Below are 13,885 nucleotides of genomic sequence, written 5' to 3' on the forward strand. Positions count from 1 at the left end.
GGTCAGTCGGCGAGCAGGCTCACCGGCTCGGACGCGCGGCCGCCGAGCTCGACCTGGTGCACGAGCTGCGGGATCGGCAGCGGCCGGTTGCGGGTGACGGTGGCCGCCGCGACCCCGGGCAGCGCGATGAACGGGTAGACGTCCTCGAGGCGCGCCACGCGCTCGCAGACCTCCTGGCAGAACCACATGACCTTCTCCGGGGGCCAGGACGGGAGCACCACGAGGAAGTCCTCGCGGCCGATCCGCACCACCCGGTCGACGCTCGTGAGCAGGTCCTGCACGCATTCGCTCACGCCGTGGAGGGCGGCGAGCTCGGCGCGCAGCCCGTAGTCGGCCCGGACCTCGGCGATACCGAACACCCGCAGCAGGGCCAGCCCGATCGGCAACGTGCCGGCGCCGAGCCCGGCGGTCCACCGCTGCAGGAACTTCTCGGTGTAGAGGCCCGTGCGCGGATCGCGCTCCCCGCTGTCCTCCGCCACGGCTTCGAGCGCCACCTCCGCCGCGGTGCGGGCCCGGACCGCGGCCTCCATGCGGTCGGCGAGGTAGCGGGCGGGGACGCCCCACCAGTCCTGGTAGGAGGGCTCGGTCACGAGCTGCACGGCCTGCAGGATCTCGTCCATCCGGGCCACGACGGGCGCGGGCAGCCGGAGCCGGGAACGCAGCCGGAGGACCGCCCGGATGGCGTCCTCCCGGCGGAAGGACCACCGGCCGCGGAACGTGCGGCCCTCCTCGATCGTCCGGGCGACGGGATCGACCGTCTCCAGGTCGGTGGCGGTGAGGGTGGCGCCCCCGTGCGGACCGAGAACGGTGACGCTCCACTCGCGGGTGAGGGGGTCGGTCGCCGGGAGCAGCGCGGGCGCCACCCCGGGTGGCATCGGCGGTACGGCGTCCTCCGCCATCCCGATCACCGTGAGGGCCCCGTGGGCAGCGATCTCCTGGTAGACGGCCTTGGCGCGCTCGAAGTAGGAGTGCTTCTGGAACATCGCGATGACGATCAGTGGCTCGCCGGGGGCCGCAGCAAGGGCGAACTGCTCGATGGCGTGTGACAGCTCGATGAGCACAGGCTTGCCGAGAAGCTCGCCGGTCCCGCTACGGTCCACGAGGCGGGAGGGTAGCCCCCCCGACGGCACGGGCTGTTGCGCCGAACGGATGATCGGCGGCCTCGGAGATTTGTAACACACGTCACCGCCGACCGCCGGATTCGGATGGTCCGGACGTACTGTCGGGCCGTGAGCGGACTGCGCGAAGATCACGGAGACCCCGACGCCGCCGTACTCGCCGATCATGCCCCTGACGGTGTCCTCACGCTGACGTTCAACCGTCCGGAGCGGCGCAACGGCTGGGCCGAGGACATGGAGCAGGGCTACTACGACCTGCTGGTGCGGGCCGCCGCGGATCCCGACGTCCGCGCCGTCGTCGTGACGGGCGCGGGCAGCACGTTCTGCCCCGGCGCCGACCTCTCCCGCCTCGGTGGCCTCGGTGCGGAGGGCGCGCGGCTGCCGCACAAGCCGGTGGACGTGCCCCGGCAGTTCCCCAAGCCGTTGATCGCGGCGATCAACGGCGGCTGCGCGGGGGTGGGACTGGTGCAGGCGCTGTTCTGCCACGTGCGGTTCGCCGCCGACACCGCTCGCTTCTCCACCGCGTTCGCCCGGCGGGGCCTCATCGCGGAGTACGGGGTCGCGTGGACGCTCCAGCGGCTGGTCGGGGTCGAGAACGCGATGGACCTCCTGCTGTCGGGGCGCACGGTCGATGCGGCGGAGGCCAAGGAGCTGGGCCTGGTCAGCCGGGTCGTCCCGCGCGCCGACGTGCTCGGCGCCGCCCAGGCCTATGCGGGCGACCTCGCCCGCAACTGCAGCCCCCGCGCCATGGCCGTGATCGCCGGACAGGTGCTCGCCGACCAGGAAGGGTCGTTCGACGAGGCGCTGGAGCGCTCCTACATCCACGCCGACCGGTTCATCGGTTCGGCGGACCTGCGGGAAGGAGTGGCGTCCTTCCTGGAGAAACGCCCGCCACGGTTCGCGCCGCTGGGCAGCCGGGAGAGCACACTCCGTGCTCCGTGAGGTCGGCTATCCGGCGCGCTGAGCCAAGTCCGGATCCGCCCGCGGTGGCAGGATCGGAGCAGGACCAGCACGGGAGATGAGCACATGCAGCAGGCACAGGCCCGGGTCGCGGTGATCGGAGCGGGCCCGTCCGGGCTGTACGCCGCGGCTGCTCTCCTCGCCTCGGGTGAGCCGGTGAGCGTGGAGGTACTGGATCGGCTGCCGGCGCCGTACGGGCTCGTGCGCTACGGCGTGGCGCCCGACCACGTGAAGATGAAGTCGGTCATCCGCGTGCTGCAGAAGCCCTTCGACCCCGCACACGTCGAGTTCCTCGGGGGCGTCCGGGTCGGGGAGAGCGGCATCCCGCTGGACGTGCTGCGCGACCACTTCCACGCCGTGGTCCACGCCACCGGCAGCTCCGTCGACCGCCGCCTCGGGGTGCCCGGCGAGGAGCTGGCCGGCTCGCTCGGCTCGGGCGCCTTCGTGAGCTGGTACTGCGGTCACCCCGACCACGTCGACCTGCAGCCGCTGCTGGACCACCCGGGTGTCGCCGTGGTCGGGGCGGGGAACGTGGCGCTGGACGTCGCCCGCGTGCTGGCCAAGACCGCCGACGAGATGGCCGAGACCGACGTCCCGGAGCCCGTGCTCGCCGCACTGCGCGCCAGCGCCGTCCGGGACGTGCACGTCCTGATCCGCAGAGGGCCGCAGCACGTGCGGTTCACCCCCGCCGAGCTGCGCCAGATCGGGGAGCTCGCCAACGCCGACGTCATCGTGCACGACGACGGGCTGCTCGCCGCCGGGGTCGACGAGCCGGAGGACCGGCGGCAGCGGCAGAACCTGGAGATGCTCCGGGAGTGGGCCGCCCACGGGAGCACGGGCAAGCCGCGCCGGGTGCATCTGCGGTTCCTGCGCAACCCGGTGCGGTTGCTCGGGGAGAACGGCCGGGTGAGCGCGGTGGTGGTGGAGCGCACCCGGATCGACGCCGAGGGCCGCGTGGTCGGCACCGGCGAGGAGGAGACGCTCGACGTCGGGCTCGTGGTGCGGGCGATCGGGTACGACGCGGAGCCGATCCCGGGCCTGCCGTTCGACGCCCGCACCGGCACGGTGCCCAACGAGGGCGGCCGGGTGGTGCGCGACGGCGTCCCCGTGCCCGGCGCGTACGTCACGGGGTGGATCAAGCGCGGCCCGACCGGCGTGATCGGCACGAACAAGGCCGACGCGGCCGAGACGGTCGCGGCGCTGCTGGCCGACCTGCCGGCGCTCCCGGCGCCCCCGCACCCCGAGCCGGAGGTGTTCCGGAAGGCCCTGGCCTCGTACGGGATGCGGCCGGTGGACTGGACCGGATGGCTGCGGCTGGACGCCGAGGAGGTCCGCCGCGGCGGCCGCCGGGGAGCGGAGCGGGTGAAGGTCGCGGACCTCGCCGAGATGATGGAGGCCGCGCACGGCGCGCCTGCTCCCTGAACCGGGTTAGGGGTGTCCCGTGGATCTTGGTCGATGAGGGCCGCCTGGGCGCGGCTGTCGCGATTGAAGATCCGCGGGACATCCCTTAGCCTCGGGCGTGCGATCACTGCTGCTCTCGCGACGCGACCTCGACTTCCTGCTGCACGACTGGCTCGACGTGGGGTCGCTCACCGCGCGCCCGCGATTCGCCGAGCACTCGCGCACCACGTTCGACGCGGTGCTGGAGCTGTCCGAGCAGGTGGCGACGGAGCAGTTCGCCCCGCACAACCGGGCCGCCGACCTCACCGAGCCGCGGTTCGACGGCGACCGCGTCCACATGATCCCCGAGGTCGGCGAGGCGCTGCGGGTACTCGGCGAGACGGGGATCGTGGGTGCCGGGCTGGACGAGTCGGTCGGCGGGATGCAGCTGCCGCAGACCGTGGTGCAGGCGTGCTTCCTGTGGTTCCAGGCCGCGAACATCGCCACGGCGGCCTACCCGTTCCTGACCGTCGCCAACGCGAACCTCCTGATGGCGCACGGCAGCGCGGAGCAGGTGCGGACCTTCGTGCAGCCGATGGTCGAGGGCCGGTACTTCGGCACGATGTGCCTGTCCGAGCCGCAGGCGGGCTCGTCGCTGGCCGACATCACCACGCGCGCCGAGCCCCGCGACGACGGCACCTACCGGCTCTTCGGCAACAAGATGTGGATCTCGGCCGGTGACCACGAGCTGAGCGAGAACATCGTCCACCTCGTGCTGGCGAAGGTGCCCGGCGGTCCGCCGGGGGTGAAGGGCATCTCGCTGTTCGTGGTGCCGCGGTTCCTCGTCGGGCCCGACGGCGCCCGCGGGGACCGCAACGACGTGGTGCTCGCCGGGGTCAACCACAAGATGGGCTACCGCGGAACGGTGAACACCCTGCTGAACTTCGGCGAGGGCCGGCACACGCCGGGCGGGGAGCCGGGAGCCGTCGGCTATCTCGTGGGCGAGCAGCACCGCGGGCTCACCTACATGTTCCATATGATGAACGAGGCGCGCGTCGGCGTCGGTGGGGGAGCGGCGGCACTCGGGTACACGGGCTACCTGCACGCGCTCGACTACGCCCGCACCCGCACGCAGGGGCGGCCGGTCGCGGCGAAGGACCCGGCCGCGCCGCAGGTCCCGATCATCGAGCATCCGGACGTCGCCCGGATGCTGCTGGCCCAGAAGTCCTACGCCGAGGGCGCGGTGGCGCTCACCCTGTACTGCGCCCGGCTGCTCGACGAGGAACGCACGGCAGCCACCCCGGAGGACCGGGCCCGGGCCCACCTGCTGCTCGACGTGCTCACGCCGATCGCGAAGAGCTGGCCGTCGCAGTGGTGCCTGCACGCCAACGACCTGGCCATCCAGGTCCACGGCGGCTACGGCTACACCCGCGAGTACGCCGTGGAGCAGTTCTACCGGGACAACCGGCTCAACCCCATCCACGAGGGCACCCACGGCATCCAGGGCCTCGACCTGCTGGGCCGCAAGGTCGTGATGGACGGCGGCGCCGGTCTCGCGCTGCTGGTGGAGACGATCACCACCACGATCGGCAAGGCGCGGGCCGCAGGCGGCGAGGCCGCGAGCCACGCCGACGTCCTCGCCGCCACCGTGGCGAGCGTCGAGCAGGTCACGGCGCAGCTGTGGGCGGCCGGTGACCCCGCGGTGACCCTGGCGAACTCGTCGATCTACCTCGAGGCCGTCGGGCACGTGGTGGTGGCGTGGATGTGGCTGGAGCAGGTGGTGGCCGCGGCAGGCCGTTCCGGCGACTTCTTCGACGGCAAGCGGGCGGCGGCGCGCTACTTCTTCCGCCACGAGCTGCCGCGCACGGGCCCGCAGCTCACGCTGCTGGCCGACCTGGACCGCACCACCCTCGACGTGCGCCCGGAGTGGTTCTAGGAGCGCGCTCCTAGCAGGGGGCGATGGACACGACCGTCGGAAGCGCGCCCATCCGCTCGGTGAAGGTGGCCGACTCGTCGTTCGTGACCGAGACGGTGCAGGTCACGCAGCTGTAGGGGACGCCGTCGCGGACGTCGACGGCGAAGTCGCGCACCGGGAAGCCACACGCGCGCAGCGCGGCGCCGACACGCAGCACGCCGTCCATGCCGCCGGTGGTGACGATCTCGTGGCGACGCTGCAGCCGGGGGACCCAGGTGGGACGGGGGGAATGGCCGAGAACTGTCATGGTGGCTCCAGGGGTTCCGTGGGGTACGGGTGACCCGAGCCAGGCCTCGGTTGGGGGAGGGGAGAGGAAACGCGCGCCGGCGGCCTGGCTCAGCCGACGCGCAGCCGTACGGCCACGTCGTGCGAGAGGGCGGTACGCATGCCGACGACTGTAGCGCGGTCGGTCGCAGCCCACCACGCGCCCCGCCGCGGCGAGGTGGTAACACAAGGGCGGGGTGCCGGTCGGCATCCCGTGACGACCCACCCCGGAGGAAGCCCATGACGTCCGTCGCCGTGACCGGAAGCAGCGGGAAGCTCGGTCGTCACGTGGTGCGCCACCTGCAGGAACACGGCTACACCGTGATCGCCCTCGACCGTGTGCCCGATCCCGGCTCCCCCGCCGCGGCTTCGGTACGGGTGGATCTCACCGACCACGGGCAGGTGCTCGAGGCGTTGACGGCCGTCGACGGCCGCCATGACGGCGTGGACGCCGTCGTGCACCTCGCGGCGATCCCGGCGCCGGGGCTCGCCACCAACGCCACCACGTTCGCGAACAACATCACCGCCACCTACAACGTCTTCGCGGCGGCGCGCACGGCGGGGATCCGCAACATCGTCTGGGCGTCGAGCGAGACCGTGCTCGGGCTGCCGTTCGACACCCCGCCGCCCTACATCCCGGTGGACGAGGAGTACCCGGTGCGCCCGGAGAGCACCTACTCGCTGGTCAAGAGCCTGGAGGAGGAGATGGCCGGGCACTTCTGCCGCTGGGTGCCGGACCTGAAGATGATCGGGCTGCGGTTCTCCAACGTGATGGACCCCGAGGACTACGCGAAGTTCCCCGGCTTCGACGCCGACCCGGCGTCGCGGCGGTGGAACCTGTGGGGCTACATCGACGGCCGCGACGGTGCGCAGGCCGTGCGGCTGGCGCTGGAGCACCAGGCCACCGGCGTGGACGTGTTCGTGATCGCCAACGCCGACACGGTGATGTCCCGGCGCAGCGCCGACCTCGCCGCCGAGGTCTACCCCGGCGTCCCGGTGACCCGCGAGCTGGGGGAGCACGAGACGATGCTGTCGATCGACAAGGCGCGCCGGGTGCTCGGGTTCGAGCCGCGGCACGGCTGGCGCGACTGACCGGCCCGCGACCTGGGCCCGGCCCGCGTGGCGTGCCGGGCTCAGGTCGCGACGAGCGGGACCGGATCCGGGTCGTCGAGCCGGGCCGGGGTGAACAGCCGCCACGCCACCAGCGTGAGCGCCGCCATCCCGGCGAACGCGATCCAGAACGGCGCCGTGATGCCGAGCCCACGGGCGGCCAGCCCGCCGGTGAGCGCGCCGATCGCCGACCCCCCGACCGCGAACAGGAAGTAGACGCTGTTGACGCGCCCGCGCAGGGCGTCGGGCACCACGCGTTGGCGCCAGGACAGCGTGATCACGCCCCAGAGGCTCGCGTGCGCGCCGAAGACCACCATCGTCGTGACGGCCACCCACGGCGCCCGGGTCAGCGCGAGGGACAGGTGCGTGCAGGTCTCGATCACCAGCCCCACGCGCAGCAGGAACGCCGCTCCGAACCGCGTCAGCAGCCGCGCGGCGGCCACCGAGCCGGCGAGGCCGCCGACCGCGCTCGCGGCGAGGAGCAGACCGAAGCCGATCTCGTCGAGGCCGAGCCGCTCGCGCGCGTAGAGCACGAGGATCGAGAACGCCCCGGTCAGCGTCACGTTCATCAGGCACAGGCACAGTGCCAGCACACGCAGGACCTGGTGGCCCATGAGGGCCCGCACACCGGTGGCGATGTCGCGGATCATCGGGCGGGGCGCCCCGGTGGGCACCTCGCGCGGCACCGAGCCGCGCAGCGTGGCGACGAGCACGGCCGCCACCAGGAAGGTGGCCGCGTTGAGGCCGAACGGCAGGGCCGCGGCCACGACGAACAGCGCGGCGCCGAGCGGTGGTGCCAGCAGGCCGTTGCCGACGATCTGGACGCCCATGAGGCGGGCGTTGGCCCGCGGTAGCTGCTCGGCCGGGACGAGGGCGGGCAGCAGCGCGGTGCTCGCGCTGTCGGCCAGCGTCTCCATCGAACCGATCACGAAGAGCGCGGCGTAGATCAGGGGCACGGTGACCACGCCGGTGGCGACGGCCACCGCGAGCGCGGCGATGACCACGGCGCGGACGACGTTGACCAGCACCACCAGCCGGCGACGGTCGAGCCGGTCGACGACCACACCTGCGGGCAGGGCGAACATCAGCCACGGGAGCTGCTGGACGAACAGCGCCCCCGCCACCAGCGCCGGGTCGCTCGTCAGTGACGCCAGCAGGAGCGGGCCGGCCGCGAGCGCGACGCCGTCGCCGACGTTCGACACGGCGTTCGCCACCCACAGCTTCGCGAACCCGCTGCCGAGCGGCACCCCCCGAGCCCTCACCGGCGCAGCCTGTCGTGCGACGGCCGCCCGCGGCAACCGGGTTGCCGCGGGCGGCCGTCGTTCGGTCAGCGGCGGCTGCTGCGGCGCCACCCCGAGGTCGAGGCGCCGACCCCGGCCAGGTGCAGGGCAACGCACAGCAGACCTGCTGTCAGGAGCACCTGGGCCGTGATGATGTCGAGGGAGATGCCGGCGAGCTCGAAGATGAGAGCCAGGGCGAACAGCACTGCGGCGATGATCGCGAGCATGACGCGTCCTTCCGCGGGAGGATGGGTGGTGCGGATGCTCCCTTTGCCCGACGCGTCGCGCATCCGGAAAGGCCAGCGGCGCGGGGATCGTGATGCGTCCGTTGTGCGAAGAACCAGATTGCTTCGCGAACGACCTCCCGCTGCACACGTGCCACCCGGCCGACTTCACCGTGATCACGCTTCACCGGGATCACGGCCCTGGCGGGCGTGGCCGTGCCGGTGCCCGAGCGGCCCTGACCGACGTCAGTCCGCTGCCCGCAGCTCCTCCATCGCCGGGACGAACAGGTCGTCGGCGTGCGGGTAGGGGGCGTAGAAGGTGAACCGGTCCACCACGCCGCCGAACCGGTCCAGCACGGCGGCCCCGAGCTGTGCCGGCTCCGCGACCACGGCGAACGCGTTCAGCACCTCGTCGTCGATCAGCTCGCCCATCTGCCGCCAGCGGTCGTCGTCGGTGCCGCGCGAGAGCCGGTTGAGCTCGCCGCCCAGCTCGTCCCAGCCGTGCAGGTCGAGCACCTTCCGGTAGGCCGGGGTACTGCCGTAGAACGCGATCTGCTCCCGCGCGCCCCGGGCGGCCGCCTCCATCTCCTCCTCCGTCGTCCCGCTCACGACGAGACCGGAGAAGCTGATCGAGAGGTCGGCGAGCGTGCGCCCGGACCGGGCCAGGCCCTCCTCCAGGGTCGGCACCGTCCGCTCCCGCAGGTAGCGCGCTGTCGTGAACGGGTGCGGCTGCAGACCGTCGCACACCTCGCCCGCCACGCGCGTCATGTGCTCGCCGACGGCCGCGAGGTAGACCCTGGGCGGTCCCCACGGGCTCGGCGCGGGGGAGAAGAACGGGGTCATGAGCGTGTGGGAGTAGAAGTCGCCGCGGAAGTTCAGCGGTTCGCCCTCGTTCCAGGACGCCCAGATCGCGCGCAGCGCCTGCACGTACTCCCGCATCCGCGGCGCCGGGTGACCCCACGGCATGGCGAAGCGCCGCTCGATGTGCGGGCGCACCTGGCTGCCCAGACCGAGCAGGAAGCGGCCCTGCGAGTGCACCTGCAGGTCGTGTGCGACGTACGCGGTGGACATCGGGTTGCGGGCGAAGGCGACCGCGATCGCCGTGCCCACCGTCAGCCGGGAGGTGTGCTCGGCCACCGCCACCAGCGGGAGGAACGGGTCGTGCTGTCCCTCGAAGCTCCACAGCCCGTCGTACCCGGCCGCCTCCCGCTCCCGCGCCTCGGCAGCGAGCTCCGCCAGCCCCGTGCCCTGCAGCATCGCGTCGACCTTCATCGGCTCCCCGCTTCGTGTGTCCCCGGCTTGGTCGTCCCGAGCATGAACGACGGCACGGTGCGTGTGCCGCGCGGCCTGCCGTCGCGGCCCGGCTAGCCTCGGGCGCCGACGATCACGGAGGGCCGATGGGCGCAGGTCTGATGGGTTCAGGGCGGACGACCGCGGACACCGAGGTGCGCGGCCGGCGGGCACTGCGCTGGGGCACGGCCGGGGCGGTGGTCGCGCTCGCCGGGCAGGCCGTGGTGCTCGCGCTCTGGCCGGCCGCGCATCTGCTCATGATCGACCTGCAGGTGTACCGCGCGGGTGGTGAGCACGTGCTGAGCGGCGAGCCGCTCTACACCGGCGGCGTGCTCCTGGACCTGCCCTTCGTCTACCCACCCTTCGCGGCGGCGCTGTTCGCGCCGCTGGTGTTCCTGCCCCTCGACGTGCTGAAGGTCCTCTGGACCGTCGGCGGCCTGGCGCTACTGGGCTACGTCGTGCACCGCTGCGCGCGCAGCGTCGGGGTGCCGTCCGGTTCCGCGGCCGTGGCGACGGTCCTGCTCACCGTCCTCGCGACGTGCCTGGACCCGGTGCGCACCACCCTCTACCTCGGGCAGATCAACATCGTGCTGCTCGCCCTCGTGGTTGCTGACCTGCTCGGACGCCCCGGCAGCCGGTGGCGGGGGGTGGGCCTCGGCATCGCCGCCGCGGTCAAGCTGACGCCCCTGATCTTCGTGGTGTACCTGCTGGTCACCGGGCGCCGGCGGGCCGCGGCCACCGCGGTCGGGGTGTTCGTCGTCGCCGCCGGGATCGGGTTCCTCGCGGCGCCCTCCGACTCGGTCGCCTACTGGTTCCACGGGACGTTCGCCGCCGCCGACCGGATCTCCGACGTGGCCGGCAACGCCAACCACTCGCTGAACGGCCTGCTTGCGCGGTTCGGCACCCCGTCGGCCCCGTCGGTACTGCCCTGGATCCTCACCGCCGCCGTGCTCGGGGCGCTCACCGTGTGGCTGGCCGTGCGGGCGCACCGGGGCGGGCAGGAGGTGCTCGCCCTGACGCTGTGCGGCCTCGGCTCGGCCGCGCTGGCCCCGTTCGCCTGGTCGCACCACTGGGTGTGGGTCGTGCCGCTGGTGGTCCTGCTCGCCCACCGCGCGGTGACGGGCGGGCGGGCCGCCATCGTGGCGCTGCTCGGGGTGCTCGCCGCCACCCTCGCCGTGGTCACCGCGCTGCCGGGCCCCGGGGTCGGGCCGATCCCGAGCACCGGGCTCATCTCGCTGCAGCCCGACGTCTACCTGGTGCTGTTCCTCGCCGTGCTCGCCGGGAGCTGGTGGTGGCTCGGTTCCCCCGTCCCGTGGCGGACCGGCGGGCAGGCCGAGCGTGCACCTGGTCGGCCCGGAACCTGAGCCGGTGCACGCTCGGGGTGCTGGAAACGGCGAGAGGGCCCCGCCGGTGTCCCGGCGGGGCCCTCTCACGTGCGTGCTGGCGGGGACCTCAGTCGCCCGCGGTCGGTCCCGAATCACCCGAGTGCGGACCGGTCAGCGCCTTGCGCTCCTCGCTGCGCGCCACGCTCTCGGCGTGCCCCGAGTCGCGGGATGCGCCGTCGTGCTGGGCGGCTTCCGCGGCGGCCTCCTCGGCCCTCGCCCGCTCCAGCGCGGCGGTCTCCTCCGGCGGGTCGGGGGTGAGCAACGAGCCCGGCACCGGGGCGCCACCCATACCCAGCTGGTTCATCCTCTTGGGCACGGGAGCGCCCTGGTAGGCCAGCGGGATGGCGTGCCCGTGGTCGTCGACGCCGCCGAGGGGCTGGTGCACCTCGATGAACTCACCGTGCGGGAGCCGCTTGATGATGCCCGTCTCGATGCCGTGTTCCAGTACCGCCCGGTCGGACCGCTGGAGCCCGATGCAGAGCCGGTAGGTCACGTAGTACGCGATGGGCGGGACGACCAGGACCCCGATCCGGCCTGCCCACGTCGTCGCGTTCAGCGAGATGTCGAAGAAGTAGGCGATCAGGTCGTTGCTGCCGCAGAGGACGAGCACCGCGTAGAACGAGATTGCCATGACCCCGAGCGAGGTGCGGACCGGAACGTCACGGGGCCGCTGCAGCAGGTTGTGCAGCGCGTTGTCCTTCGTGAAGTGGCGCTCGATGGCCGGATAGGCGCCGGCGAGCACGTAGAGCACCGGGAGGAACGCAGGGCTGGCCCAGAAGGCCGGCGGGATCGTGTAGTCCCCGATCGCGATGTTCCACGGCGGGAAGATCCGCAGCATTCCCTCGGTGAAGAGCACGTACCAGTCCGGCTGGGAACCGGCGGAGATGTGCGAGGGGTTGTACGGCCCGAAGTTCCAGATCGGGTTGATCTGCAGCAGCCCGCCCATGATCGCGATGACGCCGACGGTGACCGCGAAGAACGCGCCACCCTTCGCGGCGAACGCCGGGAGGATCCGGACGCCGACGACGTTCTTCTCGGAGCGGCCGGGGCCGGGGAACTGGGTGTGCTTCTGGTACCAGACCAGGCCGACGTGCACCGCGATCAGCGCGAGCAGAATGCCCGGAATCAGCAGCACGTGGACGATGTAGAGCCGCGGAATGATCTCGGTGCCGGGGAACTCCCCGCCGAAGAGAGCGAACTGCGTCCAGGTGCCGATCACGGGCACCGCCAGGGTGAACCCGGAGGCGATCCGCAGCCCCGTGCCCGACAGCAGGTCGTCGGGGAGGGAGTAGCCGCTGAAGCCCGCGAAGAACCCGAGGAACAGCAGCAGCACACCGATGATCCAGTTGGCCTCACGCGGCTTGCGGAAGGCGCCGGTGAAGTAGGTGCGGATCATGTGCGCGACCATCGCGGCCAGGAAGAGCAGCGCGGCCCAGTGGTGCACCTGCCGGACGAACAGGCCGCCGCGCACCTGGAACGAGATCTCCAGTGCGCTCTCGTAGGCACGGCTCATGTGGACGCCGCGCAGGTTGTCGAACGGGCCGTTGTAGGTGACCTCGACCATGGACGGGTCGAAGAACAACGCGAGATACGTGCCCGAGAGCAGCAGGACGATGAAGCTGTAGAGGGCGACCTCCCCGAGCATGAACGACCAGTGGGTCGGGAAGACCTTGTTGAACTGCTTCCGCATCCCCGCTGCCGGGTGGTAGCGCTGGTCCAGCTCATCGAGGGCGGCTGCGCCCTTTGCCTGCAGCCCACCGCTCGAGCTCGTGGGGGTGGTGATCGCGCTCATGATGATCTCAGCTCCCAGAAGGCCGGACCGACTGGCTCGTTGAAGTCCCCGCGGGCGACGAGATAGCCCTCGTCGTTCACGGTAATGGGAAGTTGGGGGAGCGCGCGCGTCGCAGGACCGAAAATCGGCTTCGCGTACTCCGTCGCGAGGAACTGCGACTGGTGGCACGGGCACAGGATCCGCTGGGTCTGCGCCTCGTAGAGCGACGCCGGGCAACCCAGGTGCGTGCAGATCTTGGAGTAGGCGTAGTAGTCGCCGTAGTGGTAGTTCTCGAGGCCGGGAAGCTCGACCACCGTGGTGTTCGGGCGGAACCGGATGAGCATCACCGGGGTGTCGGAGCCGCGCAGGCCGGCCTGCAGCGCCTCCTCGTTGCCCCGGTCCGACTCCCGGAACGGGAAGACGGTCTCCATGGAGCCCGCCTCCTGGTCCTCCGGACGCACCAGGGAGACCTCGTCCGGGTCGCCCGTGTCGCGGCGCAGGTACACCGTCTCGCCGTTCACCGGCTTCCACGCCGTGACCCACAGCGGGGCGTCGGCCCCGCCCTTCCACGGGTTGCGCACCAGCGGGGCGATCGCGGCGATCCCGAGCCCGAGGCCGAAGATGCCGGCCGCCGCGCCCGCCGCCCGCGTGATCAGCTTGCGGCGCGCGATGCCGGTGTCCTGGCCGGCCTTGGCCAGCTGCGCGATCACCGTCTGGCGGGCCACCTCGTCAGAGGCCCCGTCGTGGCGCTGCTGCACCGAGACCTCGTCGGGGAAGAACTTCTTCACGTACGAGATGACGGCGATGCCCAGTGCCAGCACCGCGAGACCGAAGGTGCCGCCGACGACCGGTGTGTACAGCGCGTACATCGTGTAGCCGGGCTGCCCCGGCGCCACGTACTCGAACGGCCAGAAGATGAAGGCCACCACGAAGGCGAGCCCGGCGATCGCGGAGATCACGAACCACAGGGCGACGGCGCGCTCGGCCCGCTTCTCGGCGCGGGTGCCCGGGATCGGCCACTTCCGCTGGTTGTGGACGATCTCGACGTCGTCGAGCTCCGCAGCGAGCCGCGCCCGCTGGTCCGGCGTCATCTCCTCCACCTCGGCGGCGGTGGGGGTGGGTGGATGC

12 protein-coding genes are annotated in these 13,885 nt (G+C 72.3%); 5 read left to right on the forward strand and 7 right to left on the reverse strand.

The genetic code is table 11. From position 1 onward, the window contains the following. Window positions 1-2: 2 nt before the first annotated feature. Entirely contained in the window at window positions 3-1,100 is a 1,098-nt protein-coding gene (locus HF577_RS22805) for a sensor domain-containing diguanylate cyclase (protein WP_169397971.1), read from the reverse strand. A 129-nt stretch (window positions 1,101-1,229) separates the two neighbouring features. Between HF577_RS22805 and HF577_RS22810 the strand changes: the two genes are divergently transcribed. The 3 genes from HF577_RS22810 to HF577_RS22820 all read left to right on the forward strand — a co-directional run bounded on the left by HF577_RS22810 (window position 1,230) and on the right by HF577_RS22820 (window position 5,394). Then, window positions 1,230-2,060, forward strand: coding sequence for an enoyl-CoA hydratase-related protein (locus HF577_RS22810; protein ID WP_312859305.1), 831 nt, complete (start codon window positions 1,230-1,232; stop codon window positions 2,058-2,060). Between the two features lie 84 nt (window positions 2,061-2,144). After that, window positions 2,145-3,500, forward strand: a complete 1,356-nt coding sequence (locus HF577_RS22815; protein ID WP_169397973.1) for an FAD-dependent oxidoreductase — start codon at window positions 2,145-2,147, stop codon at window positions 3,498-3,500. 97 nt (window positions 3,501-3,597) lie between these two features. Next, window positions 3,598-5,394, forward strand: coding sequence for an acyl-CoA dehydrogenase (locus tag HF577_RS22820; RefSeq protein WP_169397974.1), 1,797 nt, complete (start codon window positions 3,598-3,600; stop codon window positions 5,392-5,394). A gap of 10 nt (window positions 5,395-5,404) precedes the next feature. Here the strand turns inward: HF577_RS22820 and HF577_RS22825 are convergent, their stop codons facing one another. Then, window positions 5,405-5,680, reverse strand: coding sequence for a hypothetical protein (locus HF577_RS22825; RefSeq protein WP_169397975.1), 276 nt, complete (start codon window positions 5,678-5,680; stop codon window positions 5,405-5,407). 257 nt (window positions 5,681-5,937) lie between these two features. Between HF577_RS22825 and HF577_RS22830 the strand changes: the two genes are divergently transcribed. Next, complete coding sequence (locus HF577_RS22830) at window positions 5,938-6,789, forward strand: NAD-dependent epimerase/dehydratase family protein (RefSeq protein ID WP_169397976.1); 852 nt, start codon at window positions 5,938-5,940, stop codon at window positions 6,787-6,789. 41 nt (window positions 6,790-6,830) lie between these two features. Here HF577_RS22830 and HF577_RS22835 read toward each other — a convergent pair whose 3' ends face one another. The 3 genes from HF577_RS22835 to HF577_RS22845 form a co-directional block, all read right to left on the reverse strand. After that, the gene (locus HF577_RS22835; protein WP_169397977.1) at window positions 6,831-8,069 is read right to left on the reverse strand and encodes an MFS transporter; all 1,239 of its coding nucleotides are present in this window, start codon (window positions 8,067-8,069) and stop codon (window positions 6,831-6,833) included. Window positions 8,070-8,134: 65 nt separating this feature from the next. Further along, window positions 8,135-8,314, reverse strand: coding sequence for a hypothetical protein (locus HF577_RS22840; protein WP_169397978.1), 180 nt, complete (start codon window positions 8,312-8,314; stop codon window positions 8,135-8,137). Window positions 8,315-8,557: 243 nt separating this feature from the next. Next, the gene (locus HF577_RS22845; protein WP_169397979.1) at window positions 8,558-9,583 is read right to left on the reverse strand and encodes an LLM class F420-dependent oxidoreductase; all 1,026 of its coding nucleotides are present in this window, start codon (window positions 9,581-9,583) and stop codon (window positions 8,558-8,560) included. Between the two features lie 125 nt (window positions 9,584-9,708). Between HF577_RS22845 and HF577_RS22850 the strand changes: the two genes are divergently transcribed. Continuing rightward, window positions 9,709-10,965: a glycosyltransferase 87 family protein gene (locus tag HF577_RS22850; RefSeq protein ID WP_169397980.1), complete on the forward strand. Its 1,257-nt coding sequence runs from the start codon at window positions 9,709-9,711 to the stop codon at window positions 10,963-10,965. 88 nt (window positions 10,966-11,053) lie between these two features. Here HF577_RS22850 and qcrB read toward each other — a convergent pair whose 3' ends face one another. Then, a complete protein-coding gene (qcrB, locus tag HF577_RS22855; RefSeq protein ID WP_169397981.1) occupies window positions 11,054-12,778 on the reverse strand; it encodes a cytochrome bc1 complex cytochrome b subunit in 1,725 nt (574 codons plus the stop codon). Then, a partial coding sequence (qcrA, locus tag HF577_RS22860) for a cytochrome bc1 complex Rieske iron-sulfur subunit (protein WP_169397982.1) occupies window positions 12,775-13,885 on the reverse strand: 1,111 nt, incomplete at its 5' end. The genes qcrB and qcrA, both read right to left, overlap by 4 nt.

The organism is Pseudonocardia xinjiangensis (genome assembly GCF_012911925.1).
GTDB classification, from domain to species: domain Bacteria; phylum Actinomycetota; class Actinomycetes; order Mycobacteriales; family Pseudonocardiaceae; genus Pseudonocardia; species Pseudonocardia xinjiangensis.

Coding starts and splice junctions, on each gene's coding strand:
- HF577_RS22815 (WP_169397973.1), top strand. CDS start 2,145: ATGCAGCAGGCACAGGCCCGGGTCGCGGTGATCGGAGCGGGCCCGTCC.
- HF577_RS22825 (WP_169397975.1), bottom strand. CDS start 5,680: ATGACAGTTCTCGGCCATTCCCCCCGTCCCACCTGGGTCCCCCGGCTG.
- HF577_RS22830 (WP_169397976.1), top strand. CDS start 5,938: ATGACGTCCGTCGCCGTGACCGGAAGCAGCGGGAAGCTCGGTCGTCAC.
- HF577_RS22840 (WP_169397978.1), bottom strand. CDS start 8,314: ATGCTCGCGATCATCGCCGCAGTGCTGTTCGCCCTGGCTCTCATCTTC.
- HF577_RS22845 (WP_169397979.1), bottom strand. CDS start 9,583: ATGAAGGTCGACGCGATGCTGCAGGGCACGGGGCTGGCGGAGCTCGCT.
- HF577_RS22850 (WP_169397980.1), top strand. CDS start 9,709: ATGGGCGCAGGTCTGATGGGTTCAGGGCGGACGACCGCGGACACCGAG.
- qcrB (WP_169397981.1), bottom strand. CDS start 12,778: ATGAGCGCGATCACCACCCCCACGAGCTCGAGCGGTGGGCTGCAGGCA.